This window comes from Pseudomonas sp. D5(2026), assembly GCF_057766845.1.
Genome location: NZ_CM173421.1, coordinates 4,274,686 through 4,295,878, shown reverse-complemented (window position 1 = coordinate 4,295,878; position 21,193 = coordinate 4,274,686). Strand labels below are relative to the sequence as shown.

Annotated in this window: 23 protein-coding genes and 1 riboswitch; of the genes, 20 read left to right on the top strand and 3 right to left on the bottom strand. The window is 63.8% G+C overall.

Annotation, left to right across the window (positions count from 1 at the left end; all coding sequences use genetic code 11):
• Position 1 precedes the first annotated feature (1 nt).
• The gene (gene purN / locus AC3B5Q_RS19880) at positions 2–655 is read right to left on the bottom strand and encodes a phosphoribosylglycinamide formyltransferase (protein ID WP_021782526.1); all 654 of its coding nucleotides are present in this window, start codon (positions 653–655) and stop codon (positions 2–4) included.
• Positions 655–1,713 (bottom strand): phosphoribosylformylglycinamidine cyclo-ligase, encoded by a 1,059-nt coding sequence (purM, locus tag AC3B5Q_RS19875; protein WP_021782525.1) that lies wholly within the window; start codon positions 1,711–1,713, stop codon positions 655–657. Before purM ends, purN begins: the two co-directional genes overlap by 1 nt.
• A 369-nt stretch (positions 1,714–2,082) precedes the next feature.
• Between purM and AC3B5Q_RS19870 the strand changes: the two genes are divergently transcribed.
• The 20 genes from AC3B5Q_RS19870 to AC3B5Q_RS19775 all read left to right on the top strand — a co-directional run bounded on the left by AC3B5Q_RS19870 (position 2,083) and on the right by AC3B5Q_RS19775 (position 19,570).
• Positions 2,083–3,150 carry a DUF2066 domain-containing protein gene (locus AC3B5Q_RS19870; protein ID WP_021782524.1) on the top strand — a complete coding sequence of 356 codons (1,068 nt, stop codon included), beginning with the start codon at positions 2,083–2,085 and terminating at the stop codon, positions 3,148–3,150.
• 12 nt (positions 3,151–3,162) lie between these two features.
• A complete protein-coding gene (locus AC3B5Q_RS19865) occupies positions 3,163–4,236 on the top strand; it encodes an AI-2E family transporter (RefSeq protein WP_021782523.1) in 1,074 nt (357 codons plus the stop codon).
• Positions 4,237–4,414: 178 nt separating this feature from the next.
• Complete coding sequence (gene hda / locus AC3B5Q_RS19860) at positions 4,415–5,122, top strand: DnaA regulatory inactivator Hda (RefSeq protein ID WP_003252443.1); 708 nt, start codon at positions 4,415–4,417, stop codon at positions 5,120–5,122.
• Between the two features lie 127 nt (positions 5,123–5,249).
• Positions 5,250–5,888 (top strand): C40 family peptidase, encoded by a 639-nt coding sequence (locus AC3B5Q_RS19855; protein WP_021782522.1) that lies wholly within the window; start codon positions 5,250–5,252, stop codon positions 5,886–5,888.
• Between the two features lie 140 nt (positions 5,889–6,028).
• The gene (locus AC3B5Q_RS19850; RefSeq protein WP_021782521.1) at positions 6,029–6,562 is read left to right on the top strand and encodes a C40 family peptidase; all 534 of its coding nucleotides are present in this window, start codon (positions 6,029–6,031) and stop codon (positions 6,560–6,562) included.
• A 122-nt stretch (positions 6,563–6,684) separates the two neighbouring features.
• Positions 6,685–6,905: riboswitch (cobalamin riboswitch) on the top strand.
• A gap of 120 nt (positions 6,906–7,025) precedes the next feature.
• On the top strand, positions 7,026–7,637 hold the full coding sequence (gene cobO, locus AC3B5Q_RS19845; RefSeq protein ID WP_014754250.1) for a cob(I)yrinic acid a,c-diamide adenosyltransferase: 612 nt from the start codon (positions 7,026–7,028) through the stop codon (positions 7,635–7,637).
• A complete protein-coding gene (locus AC3B5Q_RS19840; RefSeq protein ID WP_021782520.1) occupies positions 7,634–8,929 on the top strand; it encodes a cobyrinic acid a,c-diamide synthase CobB in 1,296 nt (431 codons plus the stop codon). Before cobO ends, AC3B5Q_RS19840 begins: the two co-directional genes overlap by 4 nt.
• On the top strand, positions 8,926–9,576 hold the full coding sequence (gene bluB / locus AC3B5Q_RS19835; RefSeq protein ID WP_021782519.1) for a 5,6-dimethylbenzimidazole synthase: 651 nt from the start codon (positions 8,926–8,928) through the stop codon (positions 9,574–9,576). The genes AC3B5Q_RS19840 and bluB overlap by 4 nt, the downstream gene beginning before the upstream one ends.
• On the top strand, positions 9,573–10,481 hold the full coding sequence (gene cbiB / locus AC3B5Q_RS19830; RefSeq protein WP_103443846.1) for an adenosylcobinamide-phosphate synthase CbiB: 909 nt from the start codon (positions 9,573–9,575) through the stop codon (positions 10,479–10,481). The genes bluB and cbiB overlap by 4 nt, the downstream gene beginning before the upstream one ends.
• The gene (gene cobD / locus AC3B5Q_RS19825) at positions 10,474–11,466 is read left to right on the top strand and encodes a threonine-phosphate decarboxylase CobD (protein WP_084850376.1); all 993 of its coding nucleotides are present in this window, start codon (positions 10,474–10,476) and stop codon (positions 11,464–11,466) included. The genes cbiB and cobD overlap by 8 nt, the downstream gene beginning before the upstream one ends.
• Positions 11,463–12,917 carry a cobyric acid synthase gene (locus tag AC3B5Q_RS19820; protein WP_021782516.1) on the top strand — a complete coding sequence of 485 codons (1,455 nt, stop codon included), beginning with the start codon at positions 11,463–11,465 and terminating at the stop codon, positions 12,915–12,917. The genes cobD and AC3B5Q_RS19820 overlap by 4 nt, the downstream gene beginning before the upstream one ends.
• Position 12,918: 1 nt before the next feature.
• A complete protein-coding gene (gene cobU / locus AC3B5Q_RS19815) occupies positions 12,919–13,440 on the top strand; it encodes a bifunctional adenosylcobinamide kinase/adenosylcobinamide-phosphate guanylyltransferase (RefSeq protein ID WP_003252463.1) in 522 nt (173 codons plus the stop codon).
• Entirely contained in the window at positions 13,437–14,492 is a 1,056-nt protein-coding gene (gene cobT, locus AC3B5Q_RS19810; protein ID WP_101196193.1) for a nicotinate-nucleotide--dimethylbenzimidazole phosphoribosyltransferase, read from the top strand. Before cobU ends, cobT begins: the two co-directional genes overlap by 4 nt.
• A complete protein-coding gene (locus AC3B5Q_RS19805; protein WP_021782514.1) occupies positions 14,489–15,055 on the top strand; it encodes a histidine phosphatase family protein in 567 nt (188 codons plus the stop codon). The genes cobT and AC3B5Q_RS19805 overlap by 4 nt, the downstream gene beginning before the upstream one ends.
• A 1-nt stretch (position 15,056) precedes the next feature.
• Positions 15,057–15,779: an adenosylcobinamide-GDP ribazoletransferase gene (locus tag AC3B5Q_RS19800; protein ID WP_021782513.1), complete on the top strand. Its 723-nt coding sequence runs from the start codon at positions 15,057–15,059 to the stop codon at positions 15,777–15,779.
• A 226-nt stretch (positions 15,780–16,005) separates the two neighbouring features.
• Positions 16,006–17,121: a glycoside hydrolase family 5 protein gene (locus AC3B5Q_RS19795; protein WP_103443848.1), complete on the top strand. Its 1,116-nt coding sequence runs from the start codon at positions 16,006–16,008 to the stop codon at positions 17,119–17,121.
• A 61-nt stretch (positions 17,122–17,182) separates the two neighbouring features.
• Positions 17,183–17,587: a MarR family winged helix-turn-helix transcriptional regulator gene (locus AC3B5Q_RS19790; protein WP_084850372.1), complete on the top strand. Its 405-nt coding sequence runs from the start codon at positions 17,183–17,185 to the stop codon at positions 17,585–17,587.
• A gap of 63 nt (positions 17,588–17,650) precedes the next feature.
• On the top strand, positions 17,651–18,853 hold the full coding sequence (locus AC3B5Q_RS19785; protein ID WP_021782511.1) for an MFS transporter: 1,203 nt from the start codon (positions 17,651–17,653) through the stop codon (positions 18,851–18,853).
• Positions 18,850–18,972: a hypothetical protein gene (locus tag AC3B5Q_RS19780; RefSeq protein WP_010952738.1), complete on the top strand. Its 123-nt coding sequence runs from the start codon at positions 18,850–18,852 to the stop codon at positions 18,970–18,972. The genes AC3B5Q_RS19785 and AC3B5Q_RS19780 overlap by 4 nt, the downstream gene beginning before the upstream one ends.
• A gap of 46 nt (positions 18,973–19,018) precedes the next feature.
• The gene (locus tag AC3B5Q_RS19775) at positions 19,019–19,570 is read left to right on the top strand and encodes a glutathione peroxidase (RefSeq protein WP_014592086.1); all 552 of its coding nucleotides are present in this window, start codon (positions 19,019–19,021) and stop codon (positions 19,568–19,570) included.
• 209 nt (positions 19,571–19,779) lie between these two features.
• On the opposite strand, the gene AC3B5Q_RS19770 is transcribed toward AC3B5Q_RS19775, so the two are convergent.
• Entirely contained in the window at positions 19,780–21,060 is a 1,281-nt protein-coding gene (locus AC3B5Q_RS19770) for an OmpP1/FadL family transporter (protein ID WP_021782510.1), read from the bottom strand.
• Positions 21,061–21,193 lie beyond the last annotated feature (133 nt).

The following is a 21,193-nucleotide window of genomic DNA, read 5'->3' as shown; positions in this document are numbered from 1 at the left end:
CCTAGGATCGAATCAAGTGACCGCTGGCCGCCAGTGGCTGGCCGTCCAGTAATGCACCCTGTTCGCCAAGACGCAAGCGCCCTTCAGCGAACCAGCGCACCGCCAGTGGGTAGATCAGGTGTTCCTGATGGTGTACCCGCTGTGCCAGGCTTTCGACGGTGTCGTCAGACGCCACCGGTACCACAGCCTGTACGACCAGTGGGCCGCCATCGAGTTCCTCAGTCACGAAGTGTACGCTGCAGCCATGCTCGGCGTCGCCAGCTTCCAATGCCCGGCGATGCGTATGCAGGCCCTTGTACTTGGGCAGCAGCGATGGGTGGATATTGAGCAGGCGGCCCTGATAGTGGCGCACGAAGTCGCCACTGAGGATGCGCATGAAACCGGCCAGCACCACCAGGTCCGGGGCAAAGCCGTCGATGTGCGCCATCAGCGCGGCATCGAAGGCTTCCCGGCCGTCGAACTGGGTGTGGTCGAGCACGACGCTGTCGATGCCGGCCGCCGCAGCGCGCTTCAGGCCGAAGGCATCGGCGCGGTTGGATACGACCGCGCGGATACGCACCGGGCTGTCCTGCCCTTGGCAGCTGTCGATCAGGGCTTGCAGGTTGCTGCCGGAGCCCGACAGCAGTACCACTACATTGCAGGTCTTGCTCGGCATCAGTGTGCCTTGAGGTTCTGCAGCTCGACCTGGGCAGCGCCTTCGGCGGCTTCGGCGATGTGGCCGATGACCCACGGTTGCTCACCAGCGGCACGCAGTTCGTTCAGGGCGGCTTCGACCTGGTCCTGGCCTACGCAGATGACCATGCCCACACCGCAGTTCAGTACGCGGTGCATTTCGTGCTCGTCGACGTTGCCTTTTTCCTGCAGGAAGTCGAACACCGCCGGGCGCTGCCAGCTGGCCACGTCAACCACGGCCTGGGCGTTTTTCGGCAGTACGCGCGGGATGTTGTCCAGCAGGCCGCCGCCGGTGATGTGGGCCATGGCCTTGACTGCGCCGGTGTTTTTGATCAGTTGCAGCAGCGGTTTGACGTAGATGCGGGTCGGCGCCATCAGCAGGTCGGTCAGCGGCTTGCCGTCCAGCTGGGTGTTCTCGATATCGGTAGCCGACACTTCGAGGATCTTGCGGATCAGCGAGTAGCCATTGGAGTGCGGGCCCGAGGACGGCAGGGCGATCAGCGCGTCGCCGGTGGTAACCTTGGAGCCGTCGATGATCTCGGCCTTTTCCACCACGCCTACGCAGAAACCTGCCAGGTCGTAGTCTTCGCCTTCGTACATACCAGGCATTTCGGCGGTTTCACCACCGACCAGCGAGCAGCCGGCCAGTTCGCAACCGGCGCCGATGCCGGTGACCACGGTGGCGGCCACGTCAACGTTCAGCTTGCCAGTGGCATAGTAGTCGAGGAAGAACAGTGGCTCGGCGCCGCAGACGACCAGGTCGTTGACGCACATGGCGACCAGGTCCTGGCCAATGCTGTCGTGCTTGTTCAGGTTCAGTGCCAGGCGCAGCTTGGTGCCGACGCCGTCGGTGCCGGAGACCAGCACCGGCTGCTTGTAGCCGGCCGGGATCTCGCAGAGGGCGCCGAAGCCGCCCAGGCCACCCATGACTTCAGGGCGTGCGGTGCGTTTTGCCACGCCCTTGATGCGTTCGACCAGTGCTTCGCCGGCGTCGATGTCTACACCGGCGTCCTTGTAGCTCAGGGAGGGTTGCTTGCTCATTGATCCAGGCCTTTAGGAGGGAGGGATTCTTAAAAACGACCATGACGGCCAAGGCCGGCTGGTAAGCGGCGGCGGTCTGAAACGTCAGTGGTCTGTGAAGGCGCGCGATTTTATCAGGGTTGCCGGGCAGCGGCCATCCTCAGGCCGACGGGCAGGGCATGAAAAAGATAATTAGTTGGGGCGTTCGCCTTGAGGGAACAGCGATGCGCCGCGCGGGCAGGCGCGCGATCTCACTGGCGCTGAACCGCTCAAGGCGAACACCGGTAAGCCCGACAACACCTGCAAGCAATCTTTCACGCCCCGCGGCTGGTTACCTGGCGCCCCCGTGTATAAGGTATAGGCATTGCGGTAACTGGACAGGAATCCTCCATGCGTTTGTTCAATATTCTGGCAGCCGGTTGCCTGGCGCTGATCTCGGCCACTGCCCTGGCTGAAAATGTCTCAGGCCTTTATCAGGTGCGCGAGCCGGTCACCGGGCCGGGCGCCGAAGCCCGTACCGAGGCCACGGCCAAAGCTCTGGACACGTTGGTGCAGCGTCTGACCGGTGACCCAAAGGCAGCGCAAAGCCCGGCGTTGGCCGAGCTGCGTAAGGACCCTCGGCAAATCATCAACCAGGTGGGCAGCGAAGCCGGCCCGCCCGAGTCGGTGGTGGTCGAGTTCGACCCTGGTAGCACCGAGCGGGCTTTGCGCAAGGCTGGCCTGGCCCTGTGGGGCAGTAACCGGCCCTCGATACTGGGGTGGTGGTTGAACGACAGTGTTGAGGGCAGCAGCCTGGTCGGTGATGGCCAGGCCAGTGCCCAACCCCTGCGCCGCGCCGCGCAGCACCGTGGTCTGCCGCTGCGCTTGCCGCTGGCCGACCTGCAGGAGCAACTGGTCGCCAATGCCAAGCAGATCGAAGGCAGCGACCCGGCGCAGCTGCGCGAAGCATCCGAGCGCTACGGTGCCGATGCTTTGCTGGCGGTACATGCCCAGGAAGCCGACGGCAAGTGGCAGGGCAAGTGGCAGCTGTGGCTGGGCGACCAGCGTGAGCAGGGCAATGCCGAGGGTGCCGATCAGGCAGCCTTGGCTGACGCGGTGATGCTGGCGGTGAGCAGCCGCCTGGCACCGCGCTACGTTACCCGGCCGGGTGCCAGCAGCCAATTGCAGGTGCAAGTGCAGGGCATGAACCTGCAGCGCTACGCCGAACTGGCCCGCGTGCTGGAGCCCTACGGCCCACACTTGCAGGCGGCCGAAGGCACTACCTTGACCTACGGCGTTACTGGCAATCGTGAACAGTTGCGTGCCCAGCTTGGCCTGGCCAAGCTGCAGGAAGTGCCCGTAGAGCAGGCGCCCGCGGTGCCGGCCATGCCAGCACCGGCAGTGGACGCCGCTGCCGGGGAGGCCGTACCTGCGCAGCCAGCGCCCAAGCCGTTCGACGGCTTGCGTTTTCGCTGGTAAGGGGCGCTCGCCGTGACCGACATGCGTCGCTGGATCTGGCTGGGCGCTGCGCTGCTGATCGCTGTGCTGCTTTATAGCCTGCACAGCATCCTTACGCCGTTCCTGGTCGGCATCATGCTGGCCTACCTGGCTGACCCGCTGGTCGATCGCCTCGAGCGCCTGGGGCTATCGCGTACCTGGGGTGTGGTGGTGGTGTTCGGCCTGTTCACCCTGGTGCTGTTGGGCTTGTTGCTGGTGCTTGTGCCGATGCTGGCCAAGCAGTTGGTGCGCCTGTACGAATTGGTGCCGCAGATACTCGATTGGCTCGAGCATGTAGCGCTGCCGTGGGTACAGGGCAGCCTTGGCCTGGCCGAGGGCTTCTGGAAGTTCGACAAGATCAAGGCCGCCATTGGCGCGCACATGGGGCAGACCACCGATATCGTCGGCATGCTGCTGTCCCATGCCACCGCCTCCAGCCTGGCGTTGGTGGCCTGGCTGGCCAACATGGTGCTGATCCCGGTAGTGGGCTTCTATCTGCTGCGCGATTGGGACCTGATGATGGGCAAGCTGCGCGGCCTGCTGCCGCGCCAGCGCGAGCCGCAAGTGATGGGCCTGGCAGGTGAATGCCATGAAGTGCTGGGCGCATTCGTGCGCGGGCAACTGATGGTGATGCTGGCTCTGGGCATCATCTATTCTGCCGGGCTTATGCTGGTAGGGCTCGAACTCGGTCTGCTGATCGGCATGCTCGCAGGCCTTGCGGCCATCGTGCCGTACATGGGCTTCATCATTGGCATTGGTGCTGCGCTGGTGGCCGGCCTGTTCCAGTTCGGTGGCGACCTGTACCCGATGCTGGGCATCGTTGCCGTGTTCATGGTCGGGCAGGCACTGGAGGGTATGGTGCTGACCCCGCTGCTGGTGGGCGATCGCATCGGCCTGCACCCGGTTGCGGTAATCTTTGCCATCCTCGCCGGTGGCGAACTGTTCGGCTTTACTGGCGTGCTGCTGGCGCTGCCGGTGGCGGCGGTGATCATGGTGCTGCTGCGGCATGTGCATGCTCTGTACAAGGAATCGGACATGTACGCCGGGAATATCGACCCGGAGCTTTGAACGCCACGCGTTTGTCTTGGGCCTTTTCGCGCCTGCATCCGCGGTTCGCTTGCACAGCGCAACTTGTTGATTTTGCTTGCCCTATCCGCAGTCGAGATTGTGCGCCCCGCGTTGCGGGTATAGACTTTGCACATTGTTCACCAAAGGCCCCCTGCGGTCCTGTCGACCGCCCGCGAGCATGAAACCACCGATCCAGTTGCCCCTGGGTGTGCGCCTGCGCGATGACGCCACCTTCATCAACTACTATCCGGGCGCCAATGCTGCGGCATTGGGTTACGTCGAGCGGCTATGCGAAGCCGACGCCGGCTGGACCGAGAGCCTTATCTACCTGTGGGGCAAGCAGGGTGTTGGCCGTTCCCACCTGCTGCAGGCTGCCACCCATCGCTTCCAGCAACGCGGCGAGCCCGCTGTCTACCTGCCCCTGGCGCAATTGCTCGATCGTGGCGTAGAGCTGCTCGACTACCTGGCCCAGTACGAACTGGTATGCATCGACGATCTGCATGTGATCGCCGGCAAGGCCGATTGGGAAGAGGCCATGTTCCACCTGTTCAACCGCCTGCGCGACAGCGGCCGACGCTTGCTGCTGGCAGCCTCGGCATCACCGCGCGAGCTGCCGATCAAACTGCCGGACCTGAAGTCGCGCTTGACCCTGGCCCTGGTGTTCCAGATGCGCGGCCTGTCCGATGAAGACAAGCTTCGCGCCTTGCAGCTACGTGCTTCGCGCCGTGGCCTGCACCTTACCGACGAAGTCGGCCATTTCATCCTCACCCGCGGCGCGCGGAGCATGAGCGCGTTGTTCGACTTGCTCGAGCGTCTCGACCAGGCCTCATTGCAGGCACAACGCAAGCTCACCATTCCTTTTCTCAAGGAAACCCTCGGCTGGTAACCCCCTGAAAACACTGGGCCAGAGCGGTAGAACAAAAAAGTCACATCTTTTTCGATAAAATTTGCAAATGGCCATGATAGAGGGCATAGTTTCACCCTTCTAAAGGATTACAGACACGGTCGTGCCCATGCTGAAGCGCTTCGCACCCCTCGTGCCACTCGCACTCGTGACCCTGCTTTTTGGCTGCGCGGCCCAAGGCCCGGTATCTCAGCCCCAGGATCACACCCCGGTCACCGCACAATCGGCAATCAAGGCCAAAGCCTCTCCCTCGGCGGTATTCGGCGAGCCGGAAGAGCTGGCCACCGAAGATGACCTGGCGTCTTTCTCTGGCAGCAAGCCTTACCAATTGCCCGTTCTGGCTGACAGCATTCTCGAGCGCGGCATGTCGTTGATCGGCACCCGCTACCGCTTCGGTGGTACCTCGGAAAAGTCCGGCTTCGACTGCAGTGGCTTCATCGGTTACCTGTTCCGCGAAGAGGCGGGCATGACGCTGCCGCGCTCCACGCGTGAAATGATCAAGGTAGATGCGCCAAAAGTGGCCCGCAACAAACTCAAGCCAGGTGACTTGCTGTTCTTCAGCACCAATGGCCGAGGCCGGGTGAGCCATGCCGGCATCTATCTGGGTGACAATCAGTTCATCCACTCCAGCAGCCGCCGCAGCGGCGGTGTGCGCATCGACAACCTCGGTGATCGCTACTGGAGCAAGACCTTCATTGAAGCCAAGCGAGCCTTGGCCATGGCGCCGACCAACATCGCGCGCAACTGATGTCAAAATGATGTACCCTGCCGCGGCGGTGATGCTTTGAAAAAAAGCACACCGCCGTGCGCATTTACAGAAAGCGTCTAATCTAAATTCTCAACTCTTTTCGGCTGCAGCGCAGCGGTCTCAGACAGGATGTTCTGGCCATGGTAAAGATGGCGCGCTTCGCATTTCTCTCCTTGGCAGCCTTGCTGGCTGCATGCTCCAGCCGTGCGCCTGCGCCGGCCCCTGTGGTACAGCCGCAGGTTACCTATAGCCAACCCAGTCCTTCACCGGTTGCCGATGACGTGCTGATTCGTGCCATTGGTCTGGTTGGCACGCCTTATCGTTGGGGTGGCAATACGCCGGACTCCGGCTTCGACTGCAGCGGCCTGATCAAATATGTGTACCGTGATGCTGCCGGCATCAGCCTGCCGCGCTCGACACGAGAGATGATCGTCATGCGTGCACCGACGGTGGATGCCAGTTCACTGCAGTCCGGTGACCTGGTGTTCTTCGCCACCAGTGGCGGCTCGCAGGTCAGCCATGCCGGCATCTATGTAGGGGACGGGCGCTTCGTGCATGCTCCCTCCACGGGTGGCACTGTCCGCCTGGACTACCTCTCCAACAGCTACTGGGCCAAGGCCTACCTGCAGGCCAAGCGGGTGATTCCGCAAGGGCATCTGGCGCAGAACCCCTGATGTCCATGCCTGTTCAGCGGCCCCGTTGAGCTCGGGGCCGCTAGCGGCTGCCGAGATTCATGTTGCTTTGCTCACCCGCCTGATCACCCGCTTCGATTGACGCTCCCGGTGCAACCCTCTAACCTTCGCGGCGTGTTTCAGGTGCCCTGCCAGCCCCGACTGGGCAGGGTGAAACTGGGAAGCCGGTGGGCGCCAGCATGGCGCGATTCCGGCGCTGCCCCCGCAACGGTAAATGAGTAAAAGGCCGCGCAGGGCCACTGGATGCCAGCATCCGGGAAGGCGCGCAGGCCAGGGCAAAGGCCCACTCACAAGCCCGGAGACCGGCCTGATACTGCCAACGGCATCACGGAGGGTGATGCGCGGTGCACCGTGGCGCCCTGCCATGGCCTCTGCGCGTTCTCCGTTTGCCTGCCTATTACCTGTCGCCGCGCGTTGCCGTGGTGCCAGCCAGCGGAGAACCCTGATGAGCGAATCCACCGAACGCGACGAACGCCACCTGGCGCGCATGCAGCGCAAGAAGGCGGTCATCGACGAACGCATCGCCAATTCCCCTAACGAATGCGGCCTGCTGCTGGTGCTGACCGGCAATGGCAAGGGCAAGAGCAGTTCGGCCTTCGGCATGCTCGCGCGCGCCTTGGGCCATGGCATGCAGTGCGGCGTGGTGCAGTTCATCAAGGGCCGCAACAGCACCGGTGAGGAACTGTTCTTCCGTCGCTTCCCCGAACAGGTGCGCTACCACGTGATGGGCGAGGGCTTTACCTGGGAAACCCAGGACCGCCAGCGTGACATTGCTGCTGCGCAAGCCGCCTGGGCGGTGTCGCGCCAGTTGTTGCAGGACCCAGGTGTACAGTTCGTGGTGCTGGACGAGCTCAACATCGCCCTCAAGCATGGTTACCTCGACCTGGACCAGGTACTGTCCGACATTCAGGCCCGCCCGCCCATGCAGCATGTGATTGTCACTGGCCGCGCTGCGAAGCCCGAGATGATCGAGCTGGCCGATACCGTGACCGAAATGGGCATGCTCAAGCACGCCTTCCAGGCCGGTATCCGCGCACAGAAAGGCGTCGAACTGTGAGTCGATCGCGCCACTGTCCCGCCGTGTTGATCGCGGCACCGGCCTCTGGCCAGGGCAAGACTACCGTCACTGCTGCGCTGGCCCGCCTGCACCGTAACCTCGGGCGCAAGGTGCGGGTGTTCAAGTGCGGGCCCGACTTTCTTGACCCGATGATTCTCGAACGGGCCAGTGGCGCGCCGGTGTATCAGCTGGACCTGTGGATGATCGGTGCCGAGGAAAGCCGTCGCCTGCTGTGGGAGGCTGCCGGCGAGGCTGACCTTATCCTCATCGAAGGGGTGATGGGGCTGTTCGACGGCACCCCGTCTAGCGCCGACTTGGCACGCCACTTTGGCGTGCCGGTGCTGGCGGTGATCGATGGCACAGCCATGGCCCAGACCTTCGGCGCCCTGGCTCTGGGCCTGGCGCGTTACCAGGCCGATCTGCCGTTCGCCGGCGTGCTGGCCAATCGGGTAGGCAGCCTGCGCCATGCGCAACTGCTGGAAGGCAGCCTGACCGAAGGCTTGCGCTGGTATGGCGGCTTGTCCCGCGAGCGCGGCATCGAACTGCCCAGCCGCCACCTGGGCCTGGTGCAGGCCAGCGAGCTGAATGACCTGGATACCCGTCTGGACGCTGCCGCCGAAGCGCTGGGTGCCAGTTGCGATGCGGCGTTGCCGCCGCCAGTGAGCTTTGCCGAGCCCGAACCGCAAACCTGCGCTGCCTCGCTGGCCGGTGTGCGCATTGGCGTGGCGCGGGACGAGGCGTTCGCCTTCACGTATGGCGCTAACCTCGACCTGCTGCGCAACCTTGGTGCCCAGCTGGTGTTCTTCTCGCCGCTGCACGACCGCGAACTGCCGGCAGTCGACAGCCTGTATCTGCCGGGTGGTTATCCAGAGCTGCATCACCATGCGCTGGCCGCCAACGCACCGATGTGCGAAGCAATCCGCGCCCACCATGCGCAGGGCAAGCCATTGCTGGCCGAGTGCGGTGGCATGCTGTACCTGCTCGATGCCCTGACTGACGTGGCCGGTGAACGTGCCGAACTGCTCGGCCTGCTGCCGGGTGAAGCCACCATGCAGAAGCGCCTGGCCGCCCTGGCGCTGCAGGCAGTGGAGCTGCCGGAGGGGACCTTGCGCGGTCACACCTATCACCATTCGCTGACCAGTACTGCGCTGGAACCGATTGCCCGCGGTCTGAGCCCCAACGGCGGGCGTGGCAACGAGGCGGTCTATCGTCTGGGCCGGCTGACGGCCTCTTACGTGCACTTCTATTTCCCTTCCTGCCCGGATGCGGCGGCGGCGCTGTTGCGACCATGAATGATCACGCCTATAGCGACGCCGAGCGCGCCGCAATCTACCGGGCCATCGGCGAGCGCCGCGACATGCGCCATTTCGCGGGTGGCCAGGTAGCGCCCGAGCTGCTTGGCCGCTTGCTGGCCGCCGCGCATCAGGCGCCCAGTGTCGGGCTTATGCAGCCATGGCGATTTATCCGTATCACCCGGCGTGACCTGCGCGGGCGCATCCAGGCCTTGGTGGAGGCGGAGCGGATACGCACGGCCGAGGCATTGGGCGAGCGATCCGATGCCTTCATGAAACTGAAGGTGGAGGGCATAAACGATTGCGCCGAGCTGCTGGTGGCGGCCTTGATGGACAACCGCGAACCACACATCTTCGGCCGCCGCACCCTGCCGGAGATGGACCTGGCCTCGCTGGCCTGTGCCATCCAGAACCTGTGGCTGGCCGCGCGTGGCGAAGGGCTGGGCATGGGCTGGGTGTCGCTGTTCGACCCGCAGGCGTTGGCCGCGCTGCTGGGCATGCCCGCCGGTGCCAAGCCGGTGGCGGTACTGTGCCTTGGGCCGGTCGCCGAGTTCTACCCGGTGCCGATGTTGGTGCAGGAAAACTGGGCCGAAGAGCGGCCGCTGAGTGAAATGCTTTACGAAAACCAATGGGGAGAGCGTCAATGAGCGTGGCCTTGCTGACCGTGGCCGGGGTGGCCCTGGACGCGTTGCTGGGCGAACCACAGCGCCGCCACCCCTTGGTGGCCTTCGGCAATATGGCTGGCAACCTTGAGCGCCGTCTGAATGCTGGCGGGCGCGGCTGGCGTAGCCACGGCGTGAGTGCGTGGTTTCTGGCGGTTGTGCCGCTGACCCTGGTGGCGCTGGTCCTTTCGTGGCTGCCATATATCGGCTGGCTGGTTGACGTACTGGCGCTTTACTGCGCCGTGGGGCTGCGCAGCCTGGGCGAGCATGTGCTGCCGGTGGCCAACGCTTTGCGCCAAGGCGATCTGACGGAGGCGCGGCGCCGGGTTGGCTACCTGGTCAGCCGCGAAACGCGCGAACTGGACGAGCCAGCAGTGGCCCGAGCGGCGACCGAGTCGGTGCTGGAGAACGGCAGCGATGCAGTATTCGCCGCGTTGTTCTGGTTTGTGGTGGCCGGTGCGCCCGGCGTGGTGCTGTACCGCCTCAGCAACACGCTGGATGCCATGTGGGGCTATCGAAACGAACGCTTCGAGCGCTTTGGCTGGTGCGCGGCGCGCATCGACGATGTGCTCAACTATATACCTGCAAGGCTGGTGGCCCTGACGTATGCCCTGTTGGGCAAGACCCGTCTGGCCCTGGTCTGCTGGCGCAAACAGGGCCCGCTGTGGGATAGCCCCAACGCCGGGCCGGTGATGGCTGCCGGCGCCGGTGCGCTGGGCGTGGAGCTGGGTGGCCCGGCGGTGTACCACGGCGAGTTGCATGAGCGGCCGCGCCTGGGCGAGGGGCCAGTGGCCGATGCCGATGCCATCGAGCGCGGCTGGCAGTTGGTGCAGCGCGGCGTGTGGCTGTGGCTGCTGGTGATCTGCCTGGGGGCGTATATCAATGCTTGAACATGGTGGCCGCCTGCTTCGCGCGGTGCAGCAATACGGTATCGCCCGTGAGCAGTGGCTCGACCTGTCCAGCGGCATTGCGCCCTGGCCATTCCCGATCCCGCCGATTCCCGTCGACGCCTGGGCCCGCCTGCCGGAAACCGAGGACGGCCTGGAGGACGCCGCGCGCGCGTATTACGGCGCCCGCCAGTTGCTGCCGGTCGCCGGCTCCCAGGCCGCGATCCAGGCCTTGCCGCTGCTGCGAACAGCCGCCCGGGTAGGCGTGCTGACGCCGTGCTATGCCGAACACCCCTATGCCTGGCAACGGGTGGGGCACCAACTGCTGGCGCTGGAGGAGGCGCAAGTTGAGGCTGCGCTCGACGGCCTCGATGTGCTGGTGCTGGTGAACCCCAACAACCCGACCGGCCACCGGGTATCGCGCGAACGCCTGCTGGCTTGGCATGCCCGCCTGGCTACCCGCGGTGGCTGGCTGCTGGTCGACGAAGCATTCATGGACAACACCCCGGCAGACAGCGTGGTGGACTGCGCCGAACGCCCGGGGCTGATCGTGCTGCGCTCGTTTGGCAAGTTCTTCGGCCTGGCCGGCGTGCGCCTGGGCTTCGTTGCCGCCGAACGCAGCTTGCTGCTGCGCCTGGCCGAGCTGCTCGGCCCATGGACCGTCAATGGCCCGACCCGAGTACTGGCCCAGGCCAGTCTGGCTGATCAAGCTGCCCAGCGCGCGCAGGCCGAACGCTGTGCTGCTGCCAGCCAGCGGCTTGCGCACGTGCTGCACACGGCCGGCCTGGCGCCCAGCGGTGGCTGCGACCTGTTCCAGTACGTGCGTAGCGCGCATGCTGCGCGACTGCATGAATTTCTCGCCCGGCGCGGCATCCTTGTACGGTTGTTCGAACAGCCAGCGGCCGTGCGCCTGGGGTTGCCTGCCTGCGCCGCGGACGAACAACGCCTGGCCCAGGCCTTGGCGGCTTATCAAAAGGAAACGGCATGACGACCCTCATGGTGCAAGGCACCACCTCCGACGCAGGCAAGAGCACATTGGTGACCGCGTTGTGCCGCTGGCTGCTGCGCCAGGGGGTCGCTGTGGTGCCATTCAAGCCACAGAACATGGCGCTGAACAGCGCGGTGACGGCTGATGGCGGCGAAATCGGCCGTGCCCAGGCGGTGCAGGCCCAGGCCTGCCGGCTACAACCGCACACCGACATGAACCCGGTGCTGCTCAAGCCCAACAGCGATACCGGCGCCCAGGTCATCATCCACGGTCGCGCGGTCACCAGCATGAATGCAGTGGCCTACCACGACTACAAGACCACGGCCATGCAGGCAGTGCTGGCTTCTCACCAGCGCCTGAGTGCCGCGTACCCGGTGGTCATGGTCGAAGGCGCGGGTTCGCCGGCAGAGATCAACCTGCGTGCCGGCGATATTGCCAACATGGGCTTTGCCGAAGCGGTGGATTGCCCGGTGATCCTGGTGGCCGACATCAACCGCGGTGGAGTATTCGCCCATCTGGTGGGCACGCTGGAATTGCTGTCGCCCACTGAACAGGCGCGGGTCAAAGGTTTTGTCATCAACCGCTTCCGTGGCGATATCGCCCTGCTGCAGCCAGGGCTGGACTGGCTGGAACAACGCACCGGCAAACCGGTGCTGGGCGTCCTGCCTTACGTTACTGACCTGCACCTGGAAGCCGAAGACGGCATCGATGTGCGCCAGGGCGTCAAGCACGAGCGTGTGCTCAAGGTGATCGTGCCGGTGCTGCCGCGTATCAGTAACCACACCGACTTCGACCCGCTGCGCCTGCACCCGCAGGTGGACTTGCAGTTCATCGGCCCGGGCCAGCCGATTCCGGCTGCCGACCTCATCATCTTGCCGGGCTCCAAGAGCGTGCGCGGCGACCTGGCACAACTGCGCGAGCGCGGTTGGGACAAGGCTATCGAGCGGCACTTGCGCTATGGCGGCAAGCTGATCGGTATCTGCGGTGGCCTGCAGATGCTGGGGCGCGAAGTGCATGATCCGCTGGGGCTGGAGGGGGCCGCAGGTTCAAGTCAGGGGCTCGGCCTGCTCGACTATGCCACGGTGCTCGAAGCCGAGAAGCAACTGCGAAATGTTGCCGGCACACTGAGCCTTGGGGCGGCAACGGTAACCGGTTATGAAATTCATGCTGGCGTGACCACCGGGCCTGCTCTGGAGCAACCCGCAGTCCAACTGGCTGATGGCCGCCATGATGGTGCTGTCAGTGCCGATGGCCAGATCCTCGCCACCTACCTGCATGGCCTGTTCGAAGGCAGCCAGTCGTGTGCCGCGCTATTGCGCTGGGCCGGGCTGGAGGATGTGCAGGTTATCGACTACGAAGCGTTGCGCGAACACGACATCGAGCGCCTGGCCGATCTGGTGGAAAAGCACCTGGACACCGCACAATTGTGCCAGCTGTGTGGGGTGGCCTGATATGCGTAACCTGATCCTCGGTGGTGCCCGGTCTGGCAAAAGCCGCCTGGCTGAACAGTTGGCCAGTGCCAGCGGCTTGCCGGTGACCTACATCGCCACCAGCCAGCCGCTGGATGGTGAAATGAACGAACGCGTGTTGCTGCATCGCCAGCGTCGGCCGGATGACTGGGGGTTGATCGAAGAGCCCTTGGCCCTGGCTGCGGTACTGCGCGCCGAGGCGGCCGAAGGGCGCTGCCTGCTGGTTGATTGTCTGACCCTGTGGCTGACCAATTTGTTGATGCTCGAAGATGACCAGCGCCTGGCCGAGGAGCGTGATGCCCTGTTGGCGTGCCTGGAACAGTTACCTGGCACCCTTATCCTGGTCAGTAACGAAACCGGCCTGGGCGTGGTGCCCATGGGCGAGCTGACCCGGCGCTATGTCGACCTGGCCGGCTGGCTGCACCAGGCTGTGGCCGAACGCTGTCAGCGTGTCGTGCTGACCGTGGCCGGCCTGCCCCTAATTCTCAAAGGACCTGCACTATGACCCAAGCCTGGTGGCGTGACGCCTGCCAACCCCTCGACAACGCCGCCATGGACCAGGCCCGCGCCCGTCAGCAGCAACTGACCAAACCTGCTGGCTCGCTCGGCCAACTTGAAGAGCTGGCCATTCAGCTGGCTGGCCTTCAGGGCCTTGAACGACCAGCACTGGATCAGGTAGCTATCACCATTTTTGCAGGCGACCACGGCGTGGTCGAGGAGGGCATCTCGGCCTACCCGCAGGCGGTGACCGGGCAGATGCTGCGTAACTTCGTCGGCGGGGGCGCGGCGATCAGTGTGCTGGCGCGGCAACTGCAGGCCAGCCTGGACGTGGTCGACCTGGGCACCATTGACGCGCAGTTGGAGCTGCCCGGCGTGCGCCATCTGCGTCTGGGCGCCGGTACTGCCAACTTTGCCCGTCAACCCGCGATGAGCGAAAACCAGCTGCAAGCGGCCTTGCAGGCCGGCCGCGACAGTGCCCAGCGCGCTGCCGAACAGGGCGCGCAGCTGTTCATCGGTGGCGAGATGGGCATTGGTAACACCACCGCCGCCGCAGCCTTGGCCAGTGTTCTGCTAGGGTGCCCGGCGTCGGCGCTGAGCGGTCCGGGTACCGGCCTGGACAACGCCGGGGTGCAGCACAAGGCCGAAGTCATCGAAAGGGCGCTGCGCCTGCATGGCCTGCGTGCTGAAGACCCGTTGCAGGTACTGGGCTGTGTTGGCGGTTTTGAGATCGCGGCGTTGGCCGGTGCCTACCTCGGTTGCGCGCAGGCGGGTGTCGCGGTGCTGGTGGATGGCTTTATCTGCAGTGTCGCTGCGCTCGTGGCAGTGCGCCTCAACCCGCAGTGTCGGGCCTGGTTGTTGTTCGCTCACCAGGGGGCTGAGCCTGGGCACAAGGGCTTGCTTGCTGCGCTGCAGGCCGAACCCTTGCTGGCCTTGGGCTTGCGACTGGGTGAGGGCAGTGGCGCTGCCCTGGCGGTGCCGCTGTTGCGCCTGGCCTGTGCGCTGCATGGGCAGATGGCGACCTTTGCCGAGGCCGCGGTGGCGGACCGCCCGGCATGATCCTCGACTTGCTGCGCCATGGTGAAACGGAACAGGGCGGCCTGCGTGGCAGCCTTGATGATGCCTTGACCGACAAGGGCTGGCTGCAGATGCGCCGCGCCGTGGCCGACGCCGGTCCATGGCAGGTGCTGGTCAGCTCGCCGCTGCAGCGCTGCGGGCGTTTTGCCGATGAGCTGGGTGCGCAATTGAAACTGCCAGTGCAGCGTGAGCCCGCCCTGCAGGAACTGCACTTCGGTGATTGGGAGGGCCAAACTGCGGCGCAGATCATGGAGCACCAGGCCGATGCACTGGGGCGTTTCTGGGCCGACCCTTACGCCTTCACACCGCCCAATGGCGAACCGGTCGAGGCGTTCGCCGAACGGGTGCTGGCGGCGGTCGAGCGTTTGCGCCTTCAGCATGCCGGCAAGCGCGTGCTGCTGGTGACCCATGGCGGCGTGATGCGGCTGTTACTGGCCCGTGCCCGTGGCTTGCCCAGGGAGCAGTTGCTGCAGGTCGAGGTTGGCCATGGCGCATTGATGCGGCTGGCGGCAGGTGACGACGGGCAACTGGTCGAGGCGCCCTGAGATGTTGCCGTTCTGGATCGCCTTGCAGTTTCTCAGCAGCCTGCCGGTGAGTCTGCCGGGCATGCCGGCACCGCGTGAGGTGGGGCGTTCGCTGCTGTACTACCCGCTGGTCGGGCTGCTGTTCGGCTTGCTGCTGTGGTTGGCCAGTCATCTGCTACAGGGCACGCCGCCGCCGCTGCACGCGGCTTTGCTGCTGACGTTGTGGGTACTGCTCAGTGGTGCCTTGCACCTGGATGGCCTGGCGGACAGTGCCGACGCCTGGCTAGGTGGTTTCGGCGACCGTGAACGCACTTTGCGGATCATGAAAGACCCGCGCAGTGGGCCGATAGCCGTGGTCACCCTGGTCTTGGTGTTGTTGCTGAAGTTCTGCGCATTGTGGGTGCTGGTCGGGCAGGGTGTCGGGGCGCAATTGCTGCTGGCGCCGTTGATCGGGCGGTCGGCGATGTTGGGCCTGTTCCTTGGCACACCTTATGTGCGACCAGGCGGGTTGGGCCAGGCGTTGGCCGAATATTTGCCCCGGCGTGCAGCCGGGTGGGTGTTGCTGGTTTGTGTGGTGTTCTGCCTGTTCCTGGGCGGATGGAGTGTGCTGCTGGCGCTGGCGGTGTTTGCCTGGTTGCGGTATCTGATGTGCCGGCGCCTGGGCGGGACCACCGGGGATACCGCAGGCGCGTTGCTGGAGTTGCTGGAGCTGGCCGTTGTGCTCGGGTTGGCGCTGGGGCTTTGAGCGTTTGGCCCGACGGCCCTTCCGGGGCTGTTTTGCAGTGCTTTCGCGAAAGGCCTCATAGGTGGAAGGGGCAGTAACTTCCGGCAACGGTCCGATAGCGCCGGCATCTCCTTTGTCGGCGTATCCTCAGTCTCCCCTCGCGCAACCAGGTAGGCTTCCCGTGCATCACTGGATCTTTGCCAGTCTATTGGTCCTGTCCACCCTCCCAGCCACTGCTGCAGATCTCATGGCGTTCTGGGACACCCCACGCCACGGCGGCAACAGCTTCAACCGGCTGCCGCCCGATCAAGCCTACTTCGATGCCCTGAGGGGGTACGGCGCCACCTGGGTGCGGCTGTCGTACGACAAATGGCAACCGGTGAGACGTGATTTCCTCCTCGGCAGCGCCGATACCTATGAAGGCCTGCCCGAGGCCGACCTGGCTGTGCTGCGTGCCACCCTCGACCGGGCGCACCAGGCAGGGCTCAAGGTGGTCATCGCGCCACTCTCGCTACCGGGTATGCGCTGGGCGCAAAACAATCAGGGCCAGTTCGATGATCGCCTGTGGCAAGACAAACGCTACTGGTCCCAGGCTGCGGCCTTCTGGCGAGATATGGCGCGCGAACTGAAGCACCATCCGGCCATCGCTGCCTACAACCTGATCAACGAGCCAGCACCGGAGAAACAGAGCGGCCTGGCTGAACATGCCGAACGCAGGCAGATGCAGCAGTGGTATGCGCAAGAGCAGGGCGGTGCGCGCGATCTGCCCTTGCTGTACCGGCAACTGATAGCGGCCATTCGCGAAGAAGACGCTGATACGCCGATCATGGTCGATGCCGGCTGGTATGCAGGTGCAGACGCGTTCGGCTACTGGCCAGCCCCGCTGGAAGATGCGCGAGTGCTGTACAGCGTGCACATGTACGAGCCCTATGCCGCTACCAGTGCGCCGAACATGGCGCGCAAACATCCCATTGCCTATCCAGGTCCCGTACCTTTTGCCGGGCAGATCCAGCTGTGGGATGGGCAACGAGTGGAACGCTATCTGCGCCAGCCGCTGGCATGGGCCGAAGCCATGGGTGTGCCGCTTTCTCGCCTGGTGGTGGGCGAGTTTGGCTGCATGCGCAGGCTGCCGGGTTGCCGGCAGTATCTTGAAGATGTGCTCGTCGTGCTGGATCGCAACCGGTTGCACTGGGCGTTCTATAGCTTCCGTGAAGACAACTGGGATGGCATGGACTACGAACTGGGCACTGCGAAGGTGCCGTGGCGCTACTGGCAGGCGATCGAGCAGGGCGCGCCAGACCCCTTGGCGCGCAAGGCCACGATTGAGTTCGAGCCGATCCGCAGGCGCTTGAACCCGGACTGACGCTTCTCATCCCTTGTGAAACTTCTTGCAACAGTCAGTATGCGGGTATATACACGTATCCATGCTGACCAGTGAATGTATCTGTACCCATCTGCGTCGTGCCGCCCGCGGGGTGAGCCGGCATTACGACGAAGCCCTGGCCGGCTTTGGGGTCAATGTCGCCCAGTTTTCCCTGCTGCGGCACCTGCAGCGGCTCGACCGGCCCAGCATCACGGTCCTGGCCGAAGCCATGGGACTCGAGCGCAGTACCCTGGGCCGTAATCTGCGTGTGCTGGAGGCGGATGGGCTGGTAGCACTGGGCGATGGTGACGACCAGCGTAACCGCGTGGTGCTGTTGACCGCCGCGGGTAAGCAACTGTTGCACGTTGCCCACCCAGCTTGGGAGCAGGCGCAGAAAGAGCTGGTTGAACGGCTCGGAGTGGGGCAGCGGGATGAGCTGGTGCGACTGTTGAAACAACTGGCCTGAATCGATACGACTATAAGCGGGTATATACCCGCAAAACCTTGCGATGAGCTGGAGATAACGACAATGACTTCGGTGTGGCGAACCAGCGGATGGGTATTGGTGGGGGCGGCCTTGATACTGGCGCTGTCTCTGGGCGTAAGGCACGGCTTCGGTCTGTTCCTGGCGCCGATGAGTGCTGACTTTGGCTGGGGGCGTGAGGTGTTTGCCTTCGCCATTGCCCTGCAGAATCTGATCTGGGGGCTGGCGCAGCCGTTCGCTGGCGCCTTGGCCGACCGGCTTGGCGCGGCACGGGTGGTCATCATCGGCGGTATCCTCTATGCCGTCGGTTTGGTCCTGATGGGCATGGCTGATTCGGCCTGGTCGTTGTCGCTGAGTGCGGGCTTGCTGATTGGCATCGGCCTGTCCGGCACGTCGTTCTCGGTCATCCTCGGTGTGGTCGGGCGTGCTGTGCCGGCTGAAAAGCGCAGCATGGCCATGGGTATCGCCAGCGCCGCCGGGTCATTCGGCCAGTTCGCCATGTTGCCGGGCACCCTTGGCCTGATTCAGTGGCTGGGCTGGTCGGCAGCGTTGCTGGTGCTGGGGCTGATGGTGGCGTTCATCGTGCCTTTCGTCGGCTTGCTGCGCGATCGCCCGTTACCCAGTCACGGTGGCGAGCAGACCCTGGGCCAGGCGCTGCGCGAGGCGTGCACGCACTCCGGTTTCTGGTTGCTGGCGCTGGGCTTTTTTGTCTGTGGCTTCCAGGTCGTATTCATTGGCGTGCACCTGCCGGCCTATCTGGTTGACCAGCACCTGGCTGCGACCACCGGTACAACAGTGCTGGCGCTGGTCGGCCTGTTCAACATCGTCGGTACCTTCACCGCTGGCTGGTTGGGCGGGCGCATGTCCAAGCCACGCCTGCTGACCGGCTTGTACCTGCTGCGTGCGGTGGTGATCGTGCTGTTTCTGTGGGCGCCGGTGAGCGAGTTCAGTGCTTACCTGTTCGGCATTGCCATGGGCCTGTTGTGGTTGTCCACGGTACCGTTGACCAATGGTACCGTGGCCACCGTGTTCGGGGTGCGCAACCTGTCCATGCTGGGCGGTATCGTGTTCCTGTTCCATCAGTTGGGCGCGTTCCTGGGAGGCTGGCTGGGAGGGGTGGTGTATGACCGCACCGGTAGCTACGACCTGGTTTGGCAGATTTCCATCCTGCTCAGCTTGCTGGCTGCTGCCCTGAACTGGCCGGTGCGTGAACGCCCGGTCTCACGCCTGCAGGCCCAGGCTGCATGAACCGCTACCTGATACGCGGCCTGTTGGCTATTGCCGCTTTGCTGCTGCTGGCACTGGTGTGGTGGGGCTGGCATCAGGGTGGGATGGCGCTGATGCAACTGGGCATGAGTGTGTGTTAGGCGCTACCCTGCAAGCTCAAGGATTGTCATGCGGGAGAAACGAGTCATGCGTGCACATTGGTTGACGGTGCCGGTGCTGGCCCTGCTTGCCAGTACATCGAGCTGGGCAGCGGATTGCCCGGCGTTGTTGCAGGGCAGCCTGCCGGAATTGCGCGGCAAGGGGCAGGTCGAGCTGTGCGAGCGCTTTGCCGGCAAGCCGCTCGTGGTAGTGAACACTGCCAGTTATTGCGGTTTTGCCCCGCAGTTCGAGGGGCTTGAGGCGACGTACAAGGAATATCACGAGCAAGGGCTGGAAATGCTCGGCGTGCCGTCCAATGACTTCAAGCAGGAGGACGCCGACAGTGAGAAGACGGCCAAGGTTTGCTATGCCAACTACGGTGTCACCTTCACCATGACCAAGACGCAGGCGGTGCGGGGCAAGGATGCGATACCGCTGTTCGCGGAGCTGGCCAGCCAGAGCAGTGCACCGAAGTGGAATTTCTACAAGTATGTTGTCGACCGCAAGGGCAAGGTGATCGGTAACTTCTCCAGCCTGACCAAACCGGATGATCCCGCGTTCCGCGCCGCTATCGAAAAGGCCATCGCCTCTCAGCAGTAACCAGGCTGCACCGGCTCGCCAGCTGGACGGCCTGCGCTTCGAAGCGGTATTCGGCAGTGTATTGATCCGCACGATATCGATGCCCTGAGCTAGATGGCATCGTGCGTCGAACCTGGCATTGGGTGCCTGGGTAGTGCCCGGGCGACAGCTGGCAAGTGCAGGCATGAAAAAAACCGCCACGAAGGCGGTTTTCATGTAACGCGCAAGAATCAGAAGCGGTAGGTGAGGGAAGCACCGATGCCGTGAGCGCTGTTCTCGTACTTGGCCTGGTAGCTGCCTTTCAACAGCCCTTGTTGTTGTGAGCTTGGCAGGTTGTTGACCTTGGTGTCTTCTTCCCACAGATACGAGTAGGCAACATCAATGGTCATGTCATCGTTCGGGCTCCAACCGGCACCAAAGCTGACCGCTTTACGATCGCCAGTCGGAATACGTGGCGAGCGATCATGGTTGTTGGTAGGCGACTGGTCGACGGAGAAGCCTGCGCGCAGGGTCCACTCCTTGTTCACCTTGTAGGATGCACCAATGGCGTGAGCCCAGGTGTCGTGCCAGTTCTGCTCTTCGGTGATGGTCTTCAGCGGGTAGCCTGCCGGAGCTTCGTTCTCGACGACGATGCTTTCCAGGCGGCTCCAGCGCGTCCAGGTGCTACCCGCATACAGTGTCCAGTGGTCATCCAGTTCATGAGTGACCGAGAAGTCCACTGACTCTGGTGTCTTGATTTTCAGGCTGGCGTCGAACTTGCCGTTCAGGCCAAGCTGTGGAATCGGGTAGGAAACGCGGGTATTGCCTTCAAGCTTGTAGTCGACCATCGAGTGATAGGTCAGGCCCAGACGGGTTCGGTCCGTAGCTTGTACCAGGACGCCGATGTTGTAACCGATCGCGGTGTCGTCTCCCTTGATCTTGGTCTCGCCATCAGGGCCATTGGGCCCCAGAAGGGCCTTGCTGCTCAGGTTCGAACCCAGTTCACCCTTGATGCGGTTGATGGTCGGGCCAAAACCGATCGACACCTTGTCGTTGAAGGCGTAGCTGACGGTTGGCTGGAAGGTGACAACCTCGACCTTACTCTTCTTGCCCCAGTAGCGCGCGGCATCGTCGCTGCCGTAGTCGGTTACCAGGCCGAACGGTACGTAGACACCAAAACCGACGCTCCAGTGGTCATCGATCGGCTTGACGTAGTAACCCATGGGTACGCCAACGACAGGCACCATGTCACCATCGGTTTCCCCCCCGAAGTTGCTGCCTGGGCCCGATATATCGGTCTTGGCGATGACGGCAGCGCCGCCCACGGTGAATTGTTCGCGTTTGAGGCGGGACATGCCGGCCGGGTTGCCATACACAGTGCTGGCATCTTCGGCAGAAGACGAGCGCCCCGCGAAACCGGTTCCCATGCCGCTGATACTTTGTTCGTTCAGCGCGAACCCGGCGGCGAACAGTTGGCTGGAAGCAAGCGCAACAGCTACGCCGAGGGAGGTTTTGAGCATTACTTTTTTCATTATTAGAAAACTCCTTGGGATCTCCGGGGCGAAAAGCTACCAACAAATCACGCGCTGCGCTATAGGCTCAATCGCAGGAGTTAGAGCTGTTTTGTAGGACAATCCGACCAAAATTCCCTTTTTTCCGGTTTAG